General features: G+C 71.4%; 20 protein-coding genes. 18 read left to right on the plus strand and 2 right to left on the minus strand.

Annotated elements, in window-relative coordinates; translation table 11 throughout:
• Positions 1-98: 98 nt before the first annotated feature.
• From ACZ7DY_RS05575 to ACZ7DY_RS05620, 10 genes are all read left to right on the plus strand, one after another.
• On the plus strand, positions 99-344 hold the full coding sequence (locus ACZ7DY_RS05575; protein ID WP_471130512.1) for a hypothetical protein: 246 nt from the start codon (positions 99-101) through the stop codon (positions 342-344).
• 145 nt (positions 345-489) lie between these two features.
• Positions 490-924, plus strand: coding sequence for a TadE family protein (locus ACZ7DY_RS05580; RefSeq protein ID WP_471130515.1), 435 nt, complete (start codon positions 490-492; stop codon positions 922-924).
• Positions 925-1,151: 227 nt separating this feature from the next.
• Entirely contained in the window at positions 1,152-1,589 is a 438-nt protein-coding gene (locus ACZ7DY_RS05585; protein WP_471132316.1) for a TadE/TadG family type IV pilus assembly protein, read from the plus strand.
• Positions 1,586-2,050 carry a TadE/TadG family type IV pilus assembly protein gene (locus ACZ7DY_RS05590; protein WP_471130518.1) on the plus strand — a complete coding sequence of 155 codons (465 nt, stop codon included), beginning with the start codon at positions 1,586-1,588 and terminating at the stop codon, positions 2,048-2,050. Before ACZ7DY_RS05585 ends, ACZ7DY_RS05590 begins: the two co-directional genes overlap by 4 nt.
• 276 nt (positions 2,051-2,326) lie before the next feature.
• Positions 2,327-2,986 carry a hypothetical protein gene (locus tag ACZ7DY_RS05595; protein WP_471130520.1) on the plus strand — a complete coding sequence of 220 codons (660 nt, stop codon included), beginning with the start codon at positions 2,327-2,329 and terminating at the stop codon, positions 2,984-2,986.
• Complete coding sequence (locus ACZ7DY_RS05600) at positions 2,974-4,044, plus strand: hypothetical protein (protein ID WP_471132319.1); 1,071 nt, start codon at positions 2,974-2,976, stop codon at positions 4,042-4,044. The genes ACZ7DY_RS05595 and ACZ7DY_RS05600 overlap by 13 nt, the downstream gene beginning before the upstream one ends.
• A 15-nt stretch (positions 4,045-4,059) precedes the next feature.
• Positions 4,060-4,422 carry a hypothetical protein gene (locus ACZ7DY_RS05605; protein WP_471130523.1) on the plus strand — a complete coding sequence of 121 codons (363 nt, stop codon included), beginning with the start codon at positions 4,060-4,062 and terminating at the stop codon, positions 4,420-4,422.
• On the plus strand, positions 4,419-5,687 hold the full coding sequence (locus ACZ7DY_RS05610) for a putative T7SS-secreted protein (RefSeq protein ID WP_471130525.1): 1,269 nt from the start codon (positions 4,419-4,421) through the stop codon (positions 5,685-5,687). Before ACZ7DY_RS05605 ends, ACZ7DY_RS05610 begins: the two co-directional genes overlap by 4 nt.
• 95 nt (positions 5,688-5,782) lie before the next feature.
• Complete coding sequence (locus tag ACZ7DY_RS05615; protein ID WP_471130528.1) at positions 5,783-6,382, plus strand: hypothetical protein; 600 nt, start codon at positions 5,783-5,785, stop codon at positions 6,380-6,382.
• A 27-nt stretch (positions 6,383-6,409) separates the two neighbouring features.
• Positions 6,410-7,132 (plus strand): hypothetical protein, encoded by a 723-nt coding sequence (locus ACZ7DY_RS05620; protein WP_471130530.1) that lies wholly within the window; start codon positions 6,410-6,412, stop codon positions 7,130-7,132.
• Positions 7,133-7,145: 13 nt separating this feature from the next.
• Here the strand turns inward: ACZ7DY_RS05620 and ACZ7DY_RS05625 are convergent, their stop codons facing one another.
• Positions 7,146-7,508, minus strand: coding sequence for a hypothetical protein (locus ACZ7DY_RS05625; protein ID WP_471130533.1), 363 nt, complete (start codon positions 7,506-7,508; stop codon positions 7,146-7,148).
• A gap of 285 nt (positions 7,509-7,793) precedes the next feature.
• Here ACZ7DY_RS05625 and ACZ7DY_RS05630 point away from each other — a divergent pair, with 285 nt between their 5' ends.
• From ACZ7DY_RS05630 to ACZ7DY_RS05655, 6 genes are all read left to right on the plus strand, one after another.
• On the plus strand, positions 7,794-10,853 hold the full coding sequence (locus tag ACZ7DY_RS05630) for a BTAD domain-containing putative transcriptional regulator (protein WP_471130536.1): 3,060 nt from the start codon (positions 7,794-7,796) through the stop codon (positions 10,851-10,853).
• Between the two features lie 191 nt (positions 10,854-11,044).
• Entirely contained in the window at positions 11,045-11,764 is a 720-nt protein-coding gene (locus ACZ7DY_RS05635) for a prepilin peptidase (protein WP_471130539.1), read from the plus strand.
• Positions 11,765-11,855: 91 nt separating this feature from the next.
• Positions 11,856-13,055 (plus strand): cyclic dehypoxanthinyl futalosine synthase, encoded by a 1,200-nt coding sequence (gene mqnC / locus ACZ7DY_RS05640; protein WP_471130541.1) that lies wholly within the window; start codon positions 11,856-11,858, stop codon positions 13,053-13,055.
• A gap of 7 nt (positions 13,056-13,062) precedes the next feature.
• Positions 13,063-13,662 (plus strand): imidazolonepropionase-like domain-containing protein, encoded by a 600-nt coding sequence (locus ACZ7DY_RS05645; RefSeq protein ID WP_471130544.1) that lies wholly within the window; start codon positions 13,063-13,065, stop codon positions 13,660-13,662.
• 258 nt (positions 13,663-13,920) lie between these two features.
• Positions 13,921-14,616 (plus strand): demethylmenaquinone methyltransferase, encoded by a 696-nt coding sequence (locus ACZ7DY_RS05650; protein WP_471130545.1) that lies wholly within the window; start codon positions 13,921-13,923, stop codon positions 14,614-14,616.
• Positions 14,617-14,810: 194 nt separating this feature from the next.
• A complete protein-coding gene (locus tag ACZ7DY_RS05655; protein WP_471130548.1) occupies positions 14,811-17,315 on the plus strand; it encodes a zinc ribbon domain-containing protein in 2,505 nt (834 codons plus the stop codon).
• A 43-nt stretch (positions 17,316-17,358) separates the two neighbouring features.
• On the opposite strand, the gene ACZ7DY_RS05660 is transcribed toward ACZ7DY_RS05655, so the two are convergent.
• Entirely contained in the window at positions 17,359-17,910 is a 552-nt protein-coding gene (locus tag ACZ7DY_RS05660) for a GNAT family N-acetyltransferase (protein WP_471130550.1), read from the minus strand.
• A 97-nt stretch (positions 17,911-18,007) separates the two neighbouring features.
• On the opposite strand from ACZ7DY_RS05660, the gene ACZ7DY_RS05665 reads away from it, so the two are divergent.
• Positions 18,008-19,294, plus strand: coding sequence for a geranylgeranyl reductase family protein (locus ACZ7DY_RS05665; RefSeq protein ID WP_471130553.1), 1,287 nt, complete (start codon positions 18,008-18,010; stop codon positions 19,292-19,294).
• A gap of 137 nt (positions 19,295-19,431) precedes the next feature.
• On the plus strand, positions 19,432-19,761 hold the full coding sequence (locus tag ACZ7DY_RS05670; protein WP_471130556.1) for a putative quinol monooxygenase: 330 nt from the start codon (positions 19,432-19,434) through the stop codon (positions 19,759-19,761).
• The last annotated feature ends 43 nt before the right edge of the window (positions 19,762-19,804 follow it).

The following is a 19,804-nucleotide window of genomic DNA, read 5'->3' on the forward strand; positions in this document are numbered from 1 at the left end:
GCGCCTGATCCAGGTGCGGCGAGCCCCCCAGACGACGGCGCCGGCAGAACGGGGCCCGGCGCCTCCTCCCCCCACCACTTATGAGAGGACAACTCATCATGAACGGACGGAACTTCGGTCACCCGGCTGTCGACTTCCTCGTGACCTTCCTGAAGGGCCGCGTCCAGCGGGCCCGCTCCGGCGAACTGGACCGCGGCGCGTCCGCGGTGGAGTGGGTGATCATCTCCGCGGTCGTGGTGGCGATCGTGGGGGTCGTGGCGGCCGTCATCAACGCCGCCCTGAAGGGCGGTGCCGACAAGGTGAGCGACTGCATCGAGGGTGCGGACGCCGGCAGCACCTGCTGACGCCGGGCCGGCCCGGACGACCGACGTCCGGCACCTGAGTACAGGTAACTGACCACTGACTACTGATCACTGATCACTAACCACTGATCACTGACGACGGGCAGCTCGCGGCATCGTGAAGGGCGACGGGGTTCGAGTGCGGGGAATGCGTGGATTCGTACGCCGCAGGGTGGAGGCCGCCTCCACCCGCGGCGAATCCGGCATGACCGCGATCGAGTTCGTGCTGCTCACCCCGGTGCTCTTCTTCATGATCTTCGCGACGGTGCAGTTCGCGCTGTACTTCTTCGCGGATCACGTCGCCCAGGCGGCGGCGCAGGCGGGCGCGCGCAAGGCCCGGGCCACGGCCGACGAGAACCCCGGCGGATGGCGGGGCGAGGCCAACGACGTGGCCGACGCGTACATCCGCCAGCTCGGCCCGAAGCTGGTGCTCGGCCCGGACGTGAAGACCATCCAGCCTGAGCAGGACACGGTGGGCGTGGACATCACGGCCAGGGTCCCCACGGTCTTCCCGGGACTCGATCTGACGGTGCACGCACGGTCGTCGGGACCGGTGGAACGGTTCGTGGAGGACGCCGACTGATGCGGAACATACGGGACGCGGAGGCGGGACCGCGCGGGACGGCGGGCTGGGGTCGCACGGCGGGGTTGCCGCTGGAGTGGGCGCGGGTGGCCCGCTCGGTGGGGGCGGCTGTGCGACGGGGACGGGATGGTCGTGGGCTGCGGGATGACCGTGGTGTGCGGGACGATCGCGGCCTGCGGGGCGGTCACGGCCTGCGGGATAACCGCGGCGTGCGGGACGGTCGCGGGCTGCGGGATGACCGCGGCCTGCGAGACGATCACGGCCTGCGGGACGATCGTGGTCTGTCCACCGTCGAAGTGGTGATCCTCGCGCCGGTGATGATCCTCTTCATCCTGGTCCTCGTCGCCTTCGGCCAGCTCGTCGACGGCCGCGGCGCCATCGACGGCGCGGCGCGCGACGCGGCGCGCGCGGGCTCGATCCAGAAGAACCACGGCACCGCGCTCTCCGAGGCACGCAAGGCCGCGCGGGCGGACCTGGCCGACGTCTGCTCGGGCCCGGTCTCCGTCGTCCAGAAGAGCGACGGCTTCGACGAGAAGGTCGACCCGTTCTTCACCGTCGAGGTCAGCTGCGAGGTCAGGGGCCTCGCCATGCTCGGTCTCGACATCCCGACCCGGCTCGAAGCCTCCTTCAGCTCGCCGCTCGACCCGTACCGGAGGTCGGCGTGACACCTCACCCCGTCGTACGGGACTGGATCGCGTCCCGCCGCGCACGCCTCGACGACCGGGGCTCGGGCGCCGGCGCGGTCATCATCTTCGCGCTCGTCTTCATCGCCCTGGCCGCGTTCGTCATCGACGGCGGGCTCTCCATCTCCAAGCGGGAGCGGGCCGCGGACATCGCGGAACAGGCCGCGCGGTACGCCGCGCAGGACCTCGAACTCGAAGACATCTACGAGGGCGCCAAGGGCGCGCCCATCAACTTCGAGAACTGCGGTGCCCGGGTCAAGGCCTACGTCGAGGAGGCCGGCCTCAAGGGCGCGGACGTCGCCAACACGCACTGCGTACGGGCCAATCCGCAGCAGGTCGAGGTCGAGGTGCAGATGACCTACAGCCCCGTCTTCACCGGCCTGTTCTACGGCGGCGACGTGACGGTGAGGGGCCGGGCGGTCGCGGAGAACGAGGTCGGCTGAGACTCCGTCGAGGGTGGGCGGGGCGCGGGGCAGTGGACCCGCGGCAGGGGGATGAGCGGCGTCCACTCGGCTCATCACACGTATTGATGATGAGTCTCGGCGTATGCCAGGGGCGGTTGCCGCCCACCGGAACGGCTCCGTCCCCGGTGGAGCCCCCGTGAGCCACCGCGCACGCCCCACGGGGGCGGCTCCGACGCCCTCACAACGTCCCAGGAGCCCCCGCCCCGATGGATAGCGTGGCCCCGCTCTAGCGCCCCCACGCCCCCAGGAGCCCCCGTGGACCGCCGCCCTGCCCGCCTCGTCATGGCCACTTTCACCGCTTCCACGGCCCTGATACTGACCGCTTGCGGCGGCCCGGACGACGGCACGCCCGCGGACAACGACAAGATCGCGGGCGCGGACACGAGCAGAGCAAACCCGACGCCCCCACCGCCGCCCCCACGGGCCAGGACGGGCCGCCCGAAAATCGAGCTCCCGTCGGACGTGACCCTCACCTTCGCTCCGGAGCGGGCCGGAGACCCCGAGAAGGACGCGGTCCTGCGGGACAACGCCGACATGATCCGCGCGCTCACCATGGCCATCACGGCCGGCGACCCACAACTGCCCGCCCTGGAGTTCTACACCGACGGGGAGGGCGCCTCGGCTGCCCGCGACTGGGTGAAGTCCTTCAAGGACTCAGGCTGGACGGTCACCGGGACGGTGCGGTATTTCAACCGGAAAGTGAAGGTCAAATCGCGGGACGACGCGGCGATCGGTTACTGCGCCGATGAGAGCAAGGGCTTCGGCAAGGACGCCGAGACGGGCGAGATCAAGCGCACGAAGGCGAGCAGGAACAGCTACGTCGCCTACAGCGCGCAGGTCAGGAAGAACGAGCGCGGGGTGTGGGAGCTCATGAAGGTGGCTTCCTCGCGTGGTGCCGCGAGTTGCCGGCCGTGAGCCGCGTGCTGCGCACTGCCGCGACCGCCGGGGTGGCAGGAACCGTCTGGGCATGCGCCTCGCTGGGCGCCTGCGCCGACCAGGCCCCTCCGCAAGGAGGAAGCTCATTCGGTGGCATGCCGTCAGCAGTGAGTCATGCCGACGTCACCGGGGCAGCCGACGGCCGCATCCTCTCCGCGTCGGCCGGAGCAATCGTCTACGACGTCTCCGGGAACGCCCGCGGCAGCTCTGCCGGCCCCGTCTCTTCAGCCGCCACGTCGTGGACTCCTCCTGCTTGCTATTACGCCCCCAAGTACACCCCGACATCCCTTGAGGGCTACATGCGGCAACAGTGGATGGGGACGTCCACGTCCGCAGGCTGGGACAAGAAGACGCAACGTCGCTACCTCGACAAGGGCGGCGACTCCGAAAGGGACTTCAACAAGGACAAGGCGGAGAACGGGACGTGGTGGGGGGCTTTCGTCACCGAAGGGCGAGAGGCGGACCCGGAGGCGCAGGACTGCGACAAACTCCCCTTCTGGGTGGCCAAAGGAGCCCCGCCGCCCGCTGACGCCCCGCAGGCGGTCACGCCGGAGATCCTCGCGCAGCTCGCCTACGCCCGGATCCGGGTTCCCGGTACGAGGGTCGAGTTGAGGCCAGAGAAAACGTCGACGGTGAACCTGCCGACGTGGGCATGGCTGGGGAAGGCCACGCTCAGACCGGTCTCGGTCACGGCCTCCGTCCCCGGACTCGGCATCGAGGCGACCACCACGGCCGAGCCCGGCTCGATGAGGATCGAACCGGGGACACCGGATGCCGAGCTGTACCCGGCATCCGGTGAGTGTCCCCTCGTGGACGGGCACATCGGAACGCCGTACCGCAGGGGAGCCGGCGGCGGCACACCACCGTGCGGCGTGACGTACCTGCGGGCCTCCGACGGCGCCTACCGGCTCACCGCCACGGTCACCTGGAAGATCCATTGGTCCGGCACGGGGAACGCCGGGTCGCAGCTGCCCGATGGGCGGTTCGGCGTGGCACAGGACGTGCATGTCCAGGAGATCCAGGCCGTCAACCGCTGACATCCGGAGGTGGGAATGGCCGGCAAGCTCAAGGTCGATGACGACGAGCTCTCCCGTTTCATGAAACTGCTCGACACATCGACTGACTCCCTGAAAGGCCTCCGCAAGGCCTTGAATGACGCCACCACGACCGGGCTCGGCACCGATGATCTCGACAGGGCCTGCGAAGAATTCCAGGACGAGTGGAAGTACGGCACGGAGCAGATCGGCAAACAGACCGAAGACCTGGCGGAAATCATCGGCAAGAGCAAGGACAGTTACCGCGAGGTCGACATGGCGCTGGAGGAGGCCATGAAGAAGGCCCGGAACAAGGCGGAGAAGAAGGCCCGGCGCGAGGCCGGCGGCGTCAGCGGCGACGGAGGCGGGAACAGGAGGTGACGTACACGCCCGGCCTCGAGAAGGACCCCGACGCCGACTACCCCGGCCTCGGCTTCAACCCGGTCCCCGGCGACCCCGACACCGTGAAGGCGCTGCACAAAAAACTCGTCCGCTGCGCCAAGGTCCTCGATGACACCCACGGCGTCGTATCGAAGCTCATGGACGGCAGTTACTGGGAGGGTGACGCGGCGGTCGCCTTCCGGGAGCAATTGGAGGACGGCCGCCTGCCCAAGGACCTGAGCAACGCGGCCCATTCGATTTCCAAGGCCGCCCGGCACCTGAACCGTTGGCACGACGAACTCGCTGCATTCCAGGACCGGGCGAAACGCCTGAACGGCGAGGCGAAGACAGCACGGGAGGCCCTGGAACGGGCACAGGACAGAGCGGACGCCGCGCGCACGGAAGGCGGCCACCCGGGCGAAGGGAAGAAGGCGGCGGCGCGAGCGGACGGGCGGGTGGAGGAGGCGCAGGCGGCGCTGGACCGGATCCTGGGCAGGGCGCGGGACCTCGCGTACGAGCACGAGGAGAAGGCCGCGTACAGGGCACGCAAGATCCGCGACGCGACGGACCGGCTGGCGCCGCACGAACCGGGCTGCTTCGACAAGGCGCTGGACTGGGTCACGGAGAACCTGCCCGACATCCTCGCGGCTGTCGCCGGCGTCGTCGGCCTCGTGGCACTCATCCTCGCGGGACCGCTCGGACCGGTGCTGGTGGCCGTGCTGCTGCTGGCGTCCTCGGCGTTGAGCGCGGGGGCGGCGGGGTTGCGGCTGTCCCAGGACGCAGAGATGTGGGCTTCGCTGAAGGACGGGTTCACCAAAGGCGAGTTGGACACCGACTTCTGGAGCAATGCTGTCACCGTCGGCGGCGATTCCGTGGGTGCTCTTCCGGGGCTGGGAGCCGTGGGCCTAGGGACGCGATCAGCGGCGAATGCCGTGCGCACGGGGGGCGGGGCCGTCAGCCTCGGACAGAGACTGGCAGCTACCGGTAGCCACACCCTGGAGCAGGCGCAGAGCATCTCCCGCCTGGACAACCCCCTGATCAGTTACCTGGTGCGCGGTGCCAGAGACCCCGGCAAGGCTGCCGCAACCGTGACGGTCACGTCGAGCTCCGTCGGTGTGGGTACCGCCGGCTTCGGTCTGGTGAGCAGTCTTGTGGATGCGGACGACGACGGCATCAAGGACGGCGCTGTGGCGGGAATCGATGGTGCCCGACTCGGCGTGGACAGTGCGGCAATCGTGGACCTTGCTCGCCATGTTCTCCCCTGATCTCCCCTCAGCGCCGGAAAGAGTGCCTGATGAACCCCACTGACTGCCCCACTGCCTGGACACACTCCCCGACCCGTAATGCCTGGCTGCTTCACATGGCCATGAACGTGTTCGGCCTCGTCGGCTGGATCGGCACCTGGTTCGGCTTGCTGGCCGTGCTGGTCGTCTTTCTGTCTCCGGGCTTCTCGTTCTTGTTCGTCCCGTTCCTGGCCTATGCCTCGTACCGGATCCTGATCCAGGTGCTCTACTTTCCGACGGCGCTGCGAATGCGGCGCATCCTGCGGACGTATCCGTGGCAGGTGCTGCGGGACACGCCGAACGGGCTGACCCAGTACCCCGGCGTGCTCGGAAAGCAGTACGGGTGGTTCGAACTGCGAAATCCGGCCCACCCCGATCGGCGCATGCCGATGGTGTTCGGTCAGCACATGCGTACGGAGTGGTGGAGTCGGCGAATGGCTCCCCGGGCCGAGCCCGAGCTGAAGGCACAGATCGAAGTGGTGTGGTTTGCCGGCGACCCCCGTTTCATCGGTCTCCTTGCCGCTCCCACCGCTGACGGCCGTGCGCCCCGGCGACTGCACGTACTCGACCAGCGGCTGGGGCCGGCAGACGGCCGGCACGGGTTCGAGGAGTGGGGCGCCACCCCCGAGGACATCGAGCGCGGTCGGCGCGTCGGCGTCCGCCCCGCCCGCCCCTGATCTCGTACCGGGAAGACGCGAACTGGCATGACAACCCCCTCCTTCACCGTCCACGACTCGGCCAAGAACCCCCACGCCGACATCTGGTTCGCCGAGCCTCCGGGTTTCACCGCCGTGCCCTTCGACGCTCCCGGTGCCGCCCTCGCCCCGCTCCTGGACTCCGCTCCCGACGAGGGGCACCGGCAGCTTCTTCTGGGGCAACTTGCCTCAGCGCAGCAGTTGTTGGAGGCGATGTGCGCCGTGGGTGCCGCCTACTGTTCGATCGGTCTGCATCGCGATGACGTGGAGTGCCCAGACGGGTCGGACGGGCGTGCGCGGCTTGGAGCCGACAAGCCGCCGCTGCTCTCGCTCCTCACCCTCGTCTGGCAGGACATCGCCACCGCCCCGCCGGCGGTCACCGCCGCCCGGACCGCCGTGCTCGCCCCCGGCGGGCTTCCGTACGCGAACGTCGAGTACGTCGACCAGGGCGTCTCGTGCGACCCCGTCACACTCGGCGAAACCGTGCGGACGCCGCGGGTCCCGTCTCGCCTCCTCGGCAGTCCTCTCGCCCAGTCGCCTCTTCTCCAGGTTCACGCTCATCTGCCGCACCCCGACGGCAGGCGGATCGCGGTCTTCACGCTGGGTACCACGGCGCTGCACCGGCGAGACGCCTACCGGCGACTGCTCAGGCATTTCGTGGAGTTGGTCAGCTTCGAGAATCCGTTGGGCGACGGCGCGACACTCGCGGGCGTTCACGGGCAGGCGAAGTGAACCGGTACAGCGGCTACTTGGACTTTCCGGATCCCTTTTCGCTCTTGCTGCCCTTGCCGCCCTTTTCGTCCACCTTTACCGCGTCGTTCACCTTCTTGGTGAGGTCGTCGTCCAGCTTCTTGAACTCGCGGACCACCGCGTCGGACAGGTCCGCGAGCTGGTCCAGTTGCTGGCCGATGTCCTCGCGGCCGTCCTCCCAGTTGGACTCGAAGTCGTCCAGCGCGTCGTATATGCGGCCGTCGCCCAAGTCGTCCTCGTAGGACTCGAAGGTCTTCTTCGTGCGGTTCATGCGGTTCTTGATGGAGCGCAGCCGGCTGCCGTAGTCCTCCAGGTCCGTGAGGGGGATCGTGAGGTCGCTCTTGCCCTTGCCGCCCATGTGCGTGTCCCTCCCAGGTCGACTCGTCCTGCCGAATCGAAGTCGATGTCGAAGTCGACGTCGGGATGAGCGTAATCGAACGATTCTTGAGGGTCGGGGGAATGGCCGGGGCCGTGAGTGGTCCGGGTGGGAATCGGGCCTATGGGGTGGGGCGGCAGGAAGCGGGCGGGGTCTTGGTGTGCGGGCCTGTCTGACCTCCGGCCCCTTCCGTACCATCACCCCGATAGGCTCACCCGACCCCCTCTTCCCATCCACTCCTCCCCACAGGACACCAGGACACCCGCCATGGCGCGCACCACTTCACGCTCGACGAGCCCGCCGAACCCGCAGGCACCGCGGAACCGTACGCCGCAGCCGCTGCCCGGGCGCCGGCGCACCCTCGGGGACTTCGTCAAGGCCTTCTTCGCCTTCGTCGCGCTGGCCGTGCTGCTCGTCGGGGTGCCCGGGGCCCTCGTCGTCTTCGTGGGATGGCCGTTGCCGGGTGGCGCGCCCTCGCTGGACTGGCTCCAGCAGGAGATCACCGTCAGCACGTTCGTGAATGTGCTGACCGTCGTCGTCTGGTTCGCCTGGGCGCAGTTCACCGCCTGTGTGCTCGTGGAGATAAAGGCCGCGCTCTCCGGAGTCGGCATCCCGAGCCGGGTGCCGGGCGCGGGCGGCAGCCAGATGCTCGCGCGGCAACTGGTCGCCGCGGTCCTGCTCGTCGGCGCCACCGCGGCCAGCTTCGCGCCGGGGCTCTCCCAGTTCGGGCAGTCCCTGGAGGGGAACCAGAAGCCCGCTTCGGCCGCCTCCGCCCAGCAGACGCCGGGGCTCTTCGGCCAGGAGCAGCAGCAGGCCGCCGGTGCCGCGAGCGCCCTCGCCGAGCAGGCCGAGCAGGCCGCCGCGCACGTGGGCGGCGGGGCCGGGCACAAGGACGGGGACACGAAGTACTACCGGATCCAGCCGCCCGAGGGGCGCCACCACGACTCCCTGTGGGAGATCGCGGAACGGCACCTGGGCGACGGCCGCCGGTACAAGGAGATCTACCAGCTCAACAAGGACCGCGAGCAGCCCGACGGTTCGCGGCTCTCCGAGGCGAGCCTGATCCGGCCCGGCTGGATCATGGAGATGCCCGCGGACGCGCACGGCGGCGAGCTCGTCGAGATGCCCGACGAGGCGCCCAAGGTCTCCGAGGACGTCCAGGAGCAGATCTCCGATTACTCCAGGACCGGTGATGCCGGTGGCGCCGGCGGCCAGCAGGGCGACCAAGGTGGCGCCGACACCGGCACCGGTACGGGAACCGGTACCGGCTCCGTCGACCGCGACACCGCCCACATCGTCCTGCCCGAACAGCGCCCCGGCGCCCCCGAGAAGCCCGCCATGCCGCAGGCCCCGGCCGCCGAGACCCCCGCGAACCCCGAGGCCTCTGCGCACCCCTCAAGCCACTCCGAGGGCTTCGACTTCGGGCTGCCCGAGGCCCTGCTCGGCGCGCCCCTGCTCGCCGCGGGTCTGCTCGGCGCGCTCGGCCGCCGTCGCCGGCACGCCCTGTGGCAGTCGGCCATGGGCGCGGTCGGCGGGCGCGGTGGCATGCAGCCGCCGACGCCGACCGGTGCCGCCGCCGACGCGCAGGACGCCCTGCTCGTGGGCGCCGACCCCGAGGGCGTACGCCTCCTCGATCTGTCGCTGCGCGGCCTCGCCGCCTCGCTCGCCGAGGAGAACCGGGCCCTGCCGACCGTGTACGCCGCCTGGCTGACCAACGGCGACCTGCACCTCCAGCTCGCCCAGCCCGCCGGACGGCCGCCCGCTCCCTGGCAGTTGGGGCAGGACCAGACGTTCTGGGTGCTGGCGCGCACCGACGCCGAGAGGTACGAGGAGGTGGACACCGCCGCGCCCTACCCCGGCCTGGTCAGCCTCGGCACCCTGGACGACTCGCGGCTGCTCCTCAACCTGGAGTCGGTGCCCGGCATCGTCTCGCTGAGCGGCGCCGAGGCCGACCGCGCCGCCGTCTTCGCCTCGGTCGCCGCGGAACTCGCCACCAACGGCTGGTCCGACCGCATGACCATCACCGTCGTCGGCTTCGGCCAGGACCTCACCCCGCTGGCGCCCAACCGGCTGCGTCACCTGGAGGACGTCGAGGCCCTCATCGAGACCATGGAGGCCGAGACGCGGCAGCGGCGCGGCGCGCTCGGCGCCGCCGGACACGACTCCGTGCTCACCGGCCGCACCGGCCCCGCCCAGCACACCCGTTGGGCCCCGCACCTCGTCCTGCTGGCCGCCGAACCGAGCGGCGAGGACGCCGTCAAGCTCGCCGAACTCGCCGCCGACGCGAGCCGGCTCGGGATCGGCTACCTCGTCGGTACGGAGTCCGGGGAGCTGCCCGGCGCCGCCTGGGAGATGGAGATCACCCGGGACGGCAAGCTGCTCGCGCCGCTGCTCGGACTCGAACTGGCCGCGCAGTCACTGCCCGAGGCCCAGCAGCGGGCCGTCGTCCAGCTCTTCACGGACGCCGACCCCGAGGGTTCGGGCACCCCTCCGACCGGTCCGGGGGCCGGCCCCGCGGGCGCCGCGCCGCCGTTCCTCGTCGACGTCACCGAGCAGGGGCGGCCCGCGGTCTACGCCCGCCTCGTCGGTACGTACGAGATCATCGGCCTGGAGACCCCGGACGGCGAGCGCAGCCCGCTGATGCACGAGGCGCTCGCGCTGCTGCTCATGCACCGCGAGGGAGTGCACCCCCGGGTGCTCGCCTCCGCGCTCTGGCCGCGCGGCGTCACCGACGACGTGCGGGACGCGCTCATCGAGCGGCTCCGCGAGTGGCTGGGCACCGACCCCGACGGGGCGCCCCGGCTGCGCGCCGACCGGACCGGCCGGCTCACGCTCGCCAAGTCCGTCGTCTCCGACCTGGACGTACTGCGCTCGCTCTACCACGAGGCGACGCAGGGGCGCGGCGCGGGCAACCGGGCCGTGCGCGGCCGGATGCTCACTGATGCGCTGGTCCTGGTCCGCGGGCCGCTGCTCGCCGACCGGCCGCGGGACCGGTACGGCTGGCTCACGCACGAGATCGTCGACGCCCAGCTGCCGCTGCTCGTCGCCGACATCGGCCTCGCGCTCTCCGAGTTCCACCTGGAGAAGGGGCGGGCGGAGAAGGCGATCGAGGCGCTCGACGCGGCGCTCGGCTCCGCGCCCGGCGACGAACGGCTCTGGAACGAGCTGCTCCGCGCCACGCACGCCACCGAGGACCCGGCGAGGCTCCAGCGCGTCGCCGCCGACCTGGTCGCCCGGAGCGGGGCGCGCGGGCTGCCGCCCCGCACGGAGGCGCTGCTCGACGAGCTGCTGCCGACCTGGCGCAACGGGGTCTCGGCGGCCGGTTAGCGCCTCTACGTGTCCGACGCCGGGGCCGACGCCGGGGCCGGGACCGGGGCCGGCTGGTCGTCCCCGGCCGCCCCGGCACCCCGTGCCGCCCCCGGAGGACCGTCCCCCCACCCCACCCTTCGCCCCCACACCCACCCCGCCAGGCCCGTACCGGCCCCCGGCGCCGACCCACGGAGTCACGGAGGAGTCCCTTGGAGCTGATCCTCGCCCTCGGTGCCGCCCTCTGGGGCGCCCTCGCCGGGCTCTTCGTGCCGCGCGCCGCGTACCGGCTCTCCGTACCGCCCGAGGAGGACTGGCGTGCCGAGACCCCCGCGGGGCAGCCCCTCTCCTCGTGGGTCGGGCTCGCCCGCTGCCGGCAGGGCGGCGGGTACGGGCCCTCGACCGCGGGCGTGGTGATCGTCACCGCCCTGGTCTGCGCCGCCGTCGCCGTCACCACCGGCACCCGGCCGGAGCTGGGCGCCTGGCTGGTGCTCGTCCCCTTCGGCGTGCTGCTCGCCGTCGTCGACTTCACCGTGCACCGGCTGCCCGACGTCCTCACGCTGCCGCTCGCCGGTGCCACGCTCGCGCTGCTCGCGGCGGTGACGCTCCTGCCCGAGCAGGGCGGTTCCTGGCTCGGCGCGCTGTACGGGGCGCTCGCGCTGGCCGGCGCGTACTTCGTGCTCTTCCTCATCAACCCCGACGGCATGGGGTTCGGCGACGTGAAGCTGGCCCTGTCCCTGGGGGCCGTGCTCGGCTGGTACGGGTGGGGGGTGCTGCTGCTGGGGACCTTCGCCGGGTTCCTGCTGGCCTCGCTCTACGGGGCGGGGCTGGTGATCGCCCGCCGGGCCGGCCGCAAGACGGCGATCCCCTTCGGGCCCTTCCTGATCTCGGGCGCTCTCGTGGGACTCCTCCTGGGCGGCTACGCGGCTTGAGCCCACGTCGGACGCCCACGTCGGACGGCCGATGACGCTGGCGTACGCTGGCTGGGAGTCCGTCCACAACCCTTACGAAAGGGACGCCCCGGTGACCGAGAAGGCCGACCTTCAGTCCGTCCTCGACCGTGCCGCCGCAGGTGGGCGGATCACCCCCGAAGAGGCGCTCGACCTCTACCGCGACGCCCCGCTGCACGCCCTCGGCGCCGCCGCCGACGCCATCCGCCGCCGCCGTTACGCGGGCACGGAGCACATCGCGACGTACATCATCGAGCGGAACATCAACTACACGAACGTCTGCGTGACGGCGTGCAAGTTCTGCGCCTTCTACGCCGCCCCCAAGGACACCAAGAAGGGGTGGAGCCGCGACCTCGACGACATCCTGCGCCGCTGCGCGGAGACCGTGGAGCTCGGCGGCACCCAGGTGATGTTCCAGGGCGGCCACCACCCGGACTACGGCGTCGAGTACTACGAAGAGCACTTCGCGGCGATCAAGAAGAACTTCCCGCAGCTGGTCATCCACTCCCTCGGCGCCTCCGAGGTCGAGCACATGGCCCGCATCTCCAAGGTCTCTGTCGAGGAGGCGATCCAGCGCATCAACGCGGCGGGCCTCGACTCCTTCGCGGGCGCCGGCGCCGAACTGCTCCCCGAGCGCCCGCGCAAGGCCATCGCCCCGCTCAAGGAGTCGGGCGAGCGCTGGCTCGAGATCATGGAGACCGCCCACAACCTGGGCGTCGAGTCGACCTCCACGATGCTCATGGGCACCGGCGAGACCAACGCCGAGCGCATCGAGCACCTGCGCATGATCCGCGACGTGCAGGACCGCACGGGCGGCTTCCGCGCCTTCATCCCGTACACGTACCAGCCCGAGAACAACCACCTCAAGGGCCGCACGCAGGCGACGATCTTCGAGTACATCCGCATGATCGCCATCGCGCGGATCTTCCTCGACAACGTCGCCCACATCCAGGGCTCCTGGCTGACCACCGGCAAGGAGGCCGGCCAGCTGACCCTGCACTACGGCGCGGACGACCTCGGCTCGGTGATGCTGGAGGAGAACGTCGTCTCGTCGGCCGGTGCCAAGCACCGCTCCAACCTGCGCGAGATGATCGAGATGATCCGTACGGCGGACCGCGTCCCGGCCCAGCGCGCCACCACGTATGAGCACCTCGTCGTGCACGACGACCCGGCGAACGACCCGGTCGACGACCGCGTCGCCTCCCACATCTCCTCCACGGCGATCGAGGGCGGCACGGCCCACCCGGAGCTGAAGCTCCTCGCCACGAACTGAGCGCGCCTTGCTGACACTGCACGTCGCCGAAGGCTCGCCCGAGGGGGCGGTCCTGGTCGACGGGGCGACCGTCGCCGCCGTCGGCCCCTACGAGGAGCTGGCCGCCGCGCACCCCGCCGCCCGCGTCCGGCGCTGGCCCAGCATCCTCACGCCGGGCCTGCTCAACCCGTACGGTCCCGAGCTGCTGGAGGCCACGTACCACCCGGACCCGCGCGAGGCGGACCACCTCGGCACGGAGCCCATCGGCGGCGAACGCGCGGCGGCTCTCTTCCGCAGGGACCCGTCCCGGCTGGGCGCCAGCGCCCGCCGGGGTGTCCAGCGCCTGTTCGCCCACGGCACGGTGGCGGTGGCGGGCGAACTCCGCGCCCGCCCCGTCCTGGATGCGGTCCGCAGGGCGGGCCTGGCCGTGGGCCAACGCCCGCCCCGCCTCCCCGGCCCGCCGTCCTTCTCCCCGACCCCCTTGATCCTCCTCCCCCCACCCACACCAGGCTCCCCGGCCCGCTTCGCGATCTTCGACGTCACCGACCGAGCAGACCTGGTCCACCGAGGCCCGACCACCTGCGTGGCCACGGTCCTGGCAGGCCGCCTGGTATACCGCGCCCGCTGACCCGACAAGGGGCGCGGGGAACTGCGCGACCAACCACGACGCGCCCGCAGGCGAACGACGGGCCTTTCAAGGGGCGCGGGGAACTGCGCATGGAGCCCGCCGCAGGCGATTGGGGGCGCGGGGAACGGCGCGACCAGCCACGACGCGCCCGCAGGTGAACGACGGCCCGATAAGGGGCGCGGGGAACTGCGCGAAGAGCCCGCCGCAGGCGGAGCGGGCCGACGTCAAGAGAGAAGACCGGCCTGACACAATGGCCGGGTGACCCGAGCCTCCTTGGACAAGCAGCCGCACGAAGTCGCCACGATGTTCGACGACGTGGCGGAACGGTACGACCTGACCAACGACGTGCTCTCCCTCGGCCAGGCCCGCCTCTGGCGCAAGGAGGTCGCCAAGGCGGTCGACGCCCGCCCCGCGCAGAAGGTCCTCGACCTCGCCGCCGGCACCGCCACCTCCTCGCAGCCGTTCGCGCAGGCCGGCGCGTACGTCGTGCCCTGCGACTTCTCCCTCGGCATGCTGCGGGTCGGCAAGCGGCGCCACCCCTGGATGCCGTTCACGGCGGGCGACGGGACGAAGCTGCCGTTCAAGGACGACACCTTCGACGCCGTCACCATCTCCTTCGGGCTGCGCAACATCCAGGACACGGACGCCGCGCTGCGCGAGCTGTACCGCGTGACGAGGCCCGGCGGACGAGTCGTGATCTGCGAGTTCTCGCACGCCACGTGGGGCCCGTTCCGGACGGTCTACGAGGAGTACCTGATGCGCGCGCTGCCGCCGGTCGCCCGCGCGGTGTCCTCGAACCCGGACGCGTACGTCTATCTCGCCGAGTCGATCCGCTCCTGGCCGGACCAGCCCGCGCTCGCCGCACGGCTGCGTGGCGCCGGCTGGTCGAAGGTGGCGTGGCGCAACCTCACGGGCGGCGTCGTGGCGCTGCACCGCGGTTTCAAGCAGGCCTGAGCCGAGGGCGGCGGGCCGCCGTCACGTAACGCCTCACCGTCACGTAACGCTTCAGTCGAGAACGGGTATCCCGTGCCGACGGGAACCGGCCAGCGGGCAAGATGTGTCCGTTGTAACGACCCGACCACAACCTTATGTGGTTCTTACGGGTCGGTCCTGTTGCTGGTGAACTCCTGGACTGACGGAGCGATTCGATGGCGTCGTACTGCCCACACTGCGGGGCTCCCGCTCCGGAAGAGGCCCGCTTCTGCATGAAGTGCGGCAAGGAACGTCCGACGGAGACGTCGGCCCCCTCGGACACCCCACCCGAGACGGCCCCCTCGGCCCCGGCAGCGCCAGAGGCCCCGCCCGCCCCAACCACCGCCCCCGCAGCGGCCGTTCCCGCGGCACCCGCGCCGCCGCCCCCGCCCGCCCACACCCCCGCGCCCGCGGCCACGCCGGGCCCCGCCACCCCCTCACCCGTCGCCGCCTTCTTCGGTCGTACGTTCCGCGGGGACTGGGCCGGTGCCGCGCAGGCCGCGCTGTGGCCGGTCGCCCTGCTGCTGATCGGCGCCGTCGCGCTGGCGATCCCGGCGTACGGGCAGGGCGACGACGCCGCCGTCGGCTTCACCGACCGGATGCGGATCGCGCTCGCGATGCTGCTCCAAGCGGTGGGCGGGGGCTTCGAGTTGACGGGCCGTGAGGAGCGTCCGTCCTTCGGCGACTCCGACGGCAGCCTGGGGCTCGGTTCGGACTCCGGCCTCGGCCTGGGCTCGGACTCGTCCTCCGGTTCCGCGCTCGAAGGTTCGGCCTCCCTGCATCTCGTGCCGCTCACCGTGACCGTGCTGTGGATCCTGGCCCTCTTCATCGGCGTACGGGTGCTGCGCAACCGCCTCGCGGCACGGGGCGCCGCCCAGGGCGGCCGCACCCCCGGTCTCGAGGCCGCCGTCCGGGTCACTCTGCTCGTGACCGCGGGCGTCCTCGCCCTCGCCCTCTTCGCGCAGCCCGAGATCGAGGGCATCGAACTCTCGTCGTCGCCGGTGCTCGCCGCGCTGGGTGCGCTGGTGCTCGGACTCGCCGTCTCCTGCGGGGTGTTGCACCGGCCCGACCTGGCGCCGTGGGTGGCCGCCCGCCCCGGCGCGCAGTCCTTCATCCGGGCCGCGGGCACCGCGCTGCGCGCCCTCGCCGTCGTCCTCGTGCTCTGCTCGGTCATCGCCTTCATCAGCCTCGCCCAGGTCGACGATCTGGCCGACGTCACCGACCTCGACGAGTCCGACATCTCCCCGCTCCTGGTCGCGCTGCTCGTCCTGCCGAACCTCGCCGTCACGGCGCTCGGCATCGGCTGGGGCGCGGACGCGAAGGCATCCGTGAACGGCAGCAGCTCCCTGTACGGGAGCGGGCACCAGAGCGGCTCCTTCGGCCTCTCCGAACTGGGCGACGTCACCAACGACTGGGCCATCGTGGGCGCGTTGGCGCTCGGCCTGGTCTGCGCGCTGACCCTCGGCGTGCTCGCCGCGCGGCGCTGCGCGAGCCGGGGTGAGGCGCTGCTGGCCGCCGGTGTCTTCTTCGGACTCGTGCTGCTGCTCGCCGGCTTCAGCGGTCTCGGCGTCGAGCTGTCCGGCCGGGCGCTCGACGGGAGTTCGGGATTCGGCGGTTCCGGTGCCGGGGGCCGCGGCGGCGTGGAGCTCGGCATCGGGATCCCGGAGATGCTGCTGTTCGGGCTGTTGTGGATCGCCCCGGCCGCGCTGGTCGCACCGTATCTGCTGCAGATGGTGGGCCACAGCGCCGCCGTTCCGGCACCCGCGTACGGGCCGCCCGCCGTTCCCCCGACCGCGCCGTCCACCGACCTCGCCCAGCCCGCCGCAACCACGCCCCCCACAGGGACACCCACAGCCACCCCCACCCCCGCGTACGCCTACCCCCACCCCCACCCCCAGGGCCCCGTCCCCGCGTACGACCCGCACGCCGTCCACATCGGGCAGCAGCCGCCCGCCGCCAAGACCCGTGGGCGGGCCGGGGTCTGGGTCGCCACCCTCTCCGCGGCGCTCGTCGTCGGCGGCGGTGCGACGGCCGGCATCCTGCTCTGGCAGGACAACGGCGACGACAAGACGGACGGCGCGGGCAAGGACGACAGGCCGGCGGTCAGCCGGTCCGAGGAGCCGAGCGCCACCCCGAGCCCGTTGACGTCGCCGTCACCGTCGCCGAGCGCGGAGTCGGGGAACGACGAGGAGCCGGGCGCCACCGGCACCTCGGGGGTCCCGGCGGGATCCGAGCGGGTGACGGACCAGGAGGGCTTCTCGTTCGCGGTGCCCGCGGGGTGGTCCCGGCAGTCCGTCAACCCCGAGCATCCCGGCCAGATCACCTATGCGGGTCCCGTCGGACGGGAGGCATTCCTCGTCGGCGTCGTCACGGACGCGCCCTACACCTCGTACGAGAACTTCAAGAACATCGAGAGGCACACCAAGGCCGCCCCGGACAAGTCCGACTACCACCGGGTCCGGCTGCAGAAGAACACCTTCGAGGGACGCGACGGGGCGTTCTGGGAGTACACGTACACCGACGACGCGGGCCGCACGATCCACGCCGTCAACCAGAGCTACATCGCGGAGAACGGCACGGAGTACGCGATCCAGCTGTCCTGGCGCGAGGACTTCTGGTCCGCGGACGAGGGCGTGAAGACGCACCGGACCGCGCTGAACACCTGGCGGCTCACCGGCTGATGGCGGCGGGCGGACGGCGGTCCGGCCGCCCGCCGCCGACCGGTCACAGCGTCAGCCGGAAGCAGTGGGCGACGCGCCGCGACGTCTCGTCGCCCGGTATCCGCGGGGGAGTGGTGTACGACTCGGCGAGCTCCATGCCCAGGCGCCGGCACACCGCGGCGGAGCGCTCGTTCTCGGAGTCGACGATCGCCACCACGCCCGGTACGCCCGCGGCGCGCAGCCGCTCGACGGTGGCCCGCGCGGCGGCCGACGCGTACCCCTTGCCCCAGGCCGCGCGGGCGAGCCGCCAGCCGATCTCGATCTCGCCGGTGGGCCCCCACTCCCGGGGCCAGGGCTGGGCGCCGGTGAAGCCGATCGGCTCGCCGGCCGCGTCGAGCAGCGTCCACAGGCAGTAGCCCAGTTCGGCGTCGTGTCTGCGCTGCCGGGCGGTCAGCTCCTCGTACATCGAGGGTTCGGCGGAGGAACCGCCGAAGAACCTCATGACCTCGGGGTCGTCGAAGAGCCGGTGCCAGACGAACGCGTCCTCGTGGGTGGGGACGCGCAACCGCACGTCGGGGAGGTGCGGTGCGGGCAGGGTATCGGTCTGCTCGGTCACGTGTGGCCCTTCGGCTGGCTGATCAGTACCGCCTCATAGACTGCCCATATCCCGTGCCGGTCGGCACACAGATTTCGAGCCTTGGGGAGAACCCGCCGTGACCGAGCCCCTCTCCGAACACACCGCGGACGTCATCGTCGTCGGAGCCGGTCCCGCCGGGTCGACGACGGCGTACTACCTGGCCAAGGCGGGCCTCGACGTACTTCTCCTGGAGAAGACCGCGTTCCCCCGCGAGAAGGTGTGCGGCGACGGGCTCACCCCCCGCGCCACCAAGCAGCTGGTGTCCATGGGCATCGACATCTCCGAAGAGGCGGGCTGGCTGCGGAACAAGGGCCTGCGCATCATCGGCGGCGGGGTGCGGCTCCAGCTGGACTGGCCGGAACTCGCCTCTTTCCCGGACTACGGTCTGGTGCGCAAGCGCGACGACTTCGACGAGCAGCTCGCCCGGCAGGCGCAGAAGGCGGGCGCACGCCTGTACGAGCGCTGCAATGTGGGCGAGCCGGTCATCGACGACCGGACCGGCCGCATCACGGGCGTGCACGCCAAGATGGGCGAGGAGAAGACCCCGGTCACCTTCCACGCCCCGCTCGTCGTCGCGGCCGACGGCAACTCCTCGCGGATCTCGCTGGCCATGGGCCTGCACCGCCGCGAGGACCGCCCGATGGGCGTCGCGGTGCGCACGTACTTCACCTCGCCCCGCCACGACGACGACTACCTGGAGTCCTGGCTCGAGCTGTGGGACCGCCGCGGCCCCGGCGAGGACCGGCTGCTGCCCGGCTACGGCTGGATCTTCGGCATGGGCGACGGCACCTCCAACGTCGGCCTCGGCATCCTCAACTCCTCGAAGGCGTTCCGGGAGCTGGACTGGCGCGAGGTCCTCAAGGCCTGGTGCGCCTCGATGCCGGAGGACTGGGGGTACACCCCGGAGAACATGACGATGCCGATCCGCGGCGCCGCCCTGCCGATGGCGTTCAACCGTCAGCCGCACTACACCAAGGGCCTGCTGCTCGTCGGCGACGCGGGCGGCCTGGTGAACCCCTTCAACGGCGAGGGCATCGCGTACGCCATGGAGTCCGGGCAGATCGCGGCCGACGTCATCGTGCAGGCACACGCGCGTGCCACCCCCGCCCAGCGCGAACTGGCACTGCAGAACTACCCGAAGACGCTCAAGGAGACCTACGGCGGCTACTACACGCTGGGCCGCGCCTTCGTGAAGCTCATCGGCAACCCGAAGGTCATGAAGATCGCGGCGCAGCGCGGCCTGACCCACCCGATGCTGATGCGGTTCACGCTGAAGATGCTGGCGAACCTGACGGACCCGACGGGTGGCGACGCGATGGACCGCATCATCAACGGGCTGAGCAAGGTGGCCCCGAAGGCGTGAGGGCCGGGGCGCCGCGGGCCGTGCCCGGGGCGCCTTCCCGCCGTGCGCCGGGCTCCGTCTCGCAGGGGGTTCCGGCCACGGCCGAAGCCGTGATGCCCGGTTTGCCCCACCCGCCGCCTTAGAGGCAGGCTGGTCCCATGATTTTCATCGCCGTCAAGTTCACCGTCCGCCCCGAGTACAGCGACAGCTGGATCGAGCGGACCGCGGCCTTCACCGCCGCCACGCGCGCGGAGCCGGGCAACCTCTTCTTCGAGTGGTCCCGCTCCGTCGAGGACCCCCACCAGTTCGTGCTCCTCGAGGCCTTCGCCGACGGGGACGCGGGCGCCGCGCACGTCAACTCCGACCACTTCAAGGCCGGCCTGGAGACGATGAGCGGGCTCATCGCCACGGTGCCCCAGATCGTGAACACCGAGATCGAGGGCAGCGGTTGGTCGCAGATGGCGGAGCTGTCCCCGAAGAACGCCTGAGAGGCCGCCTCAGCGCATGCCGAGGGCCGGAACCCCACCAGGG

This window comes from Streptomyces sp. NPDC037013 (assembly GCF_055607265.1).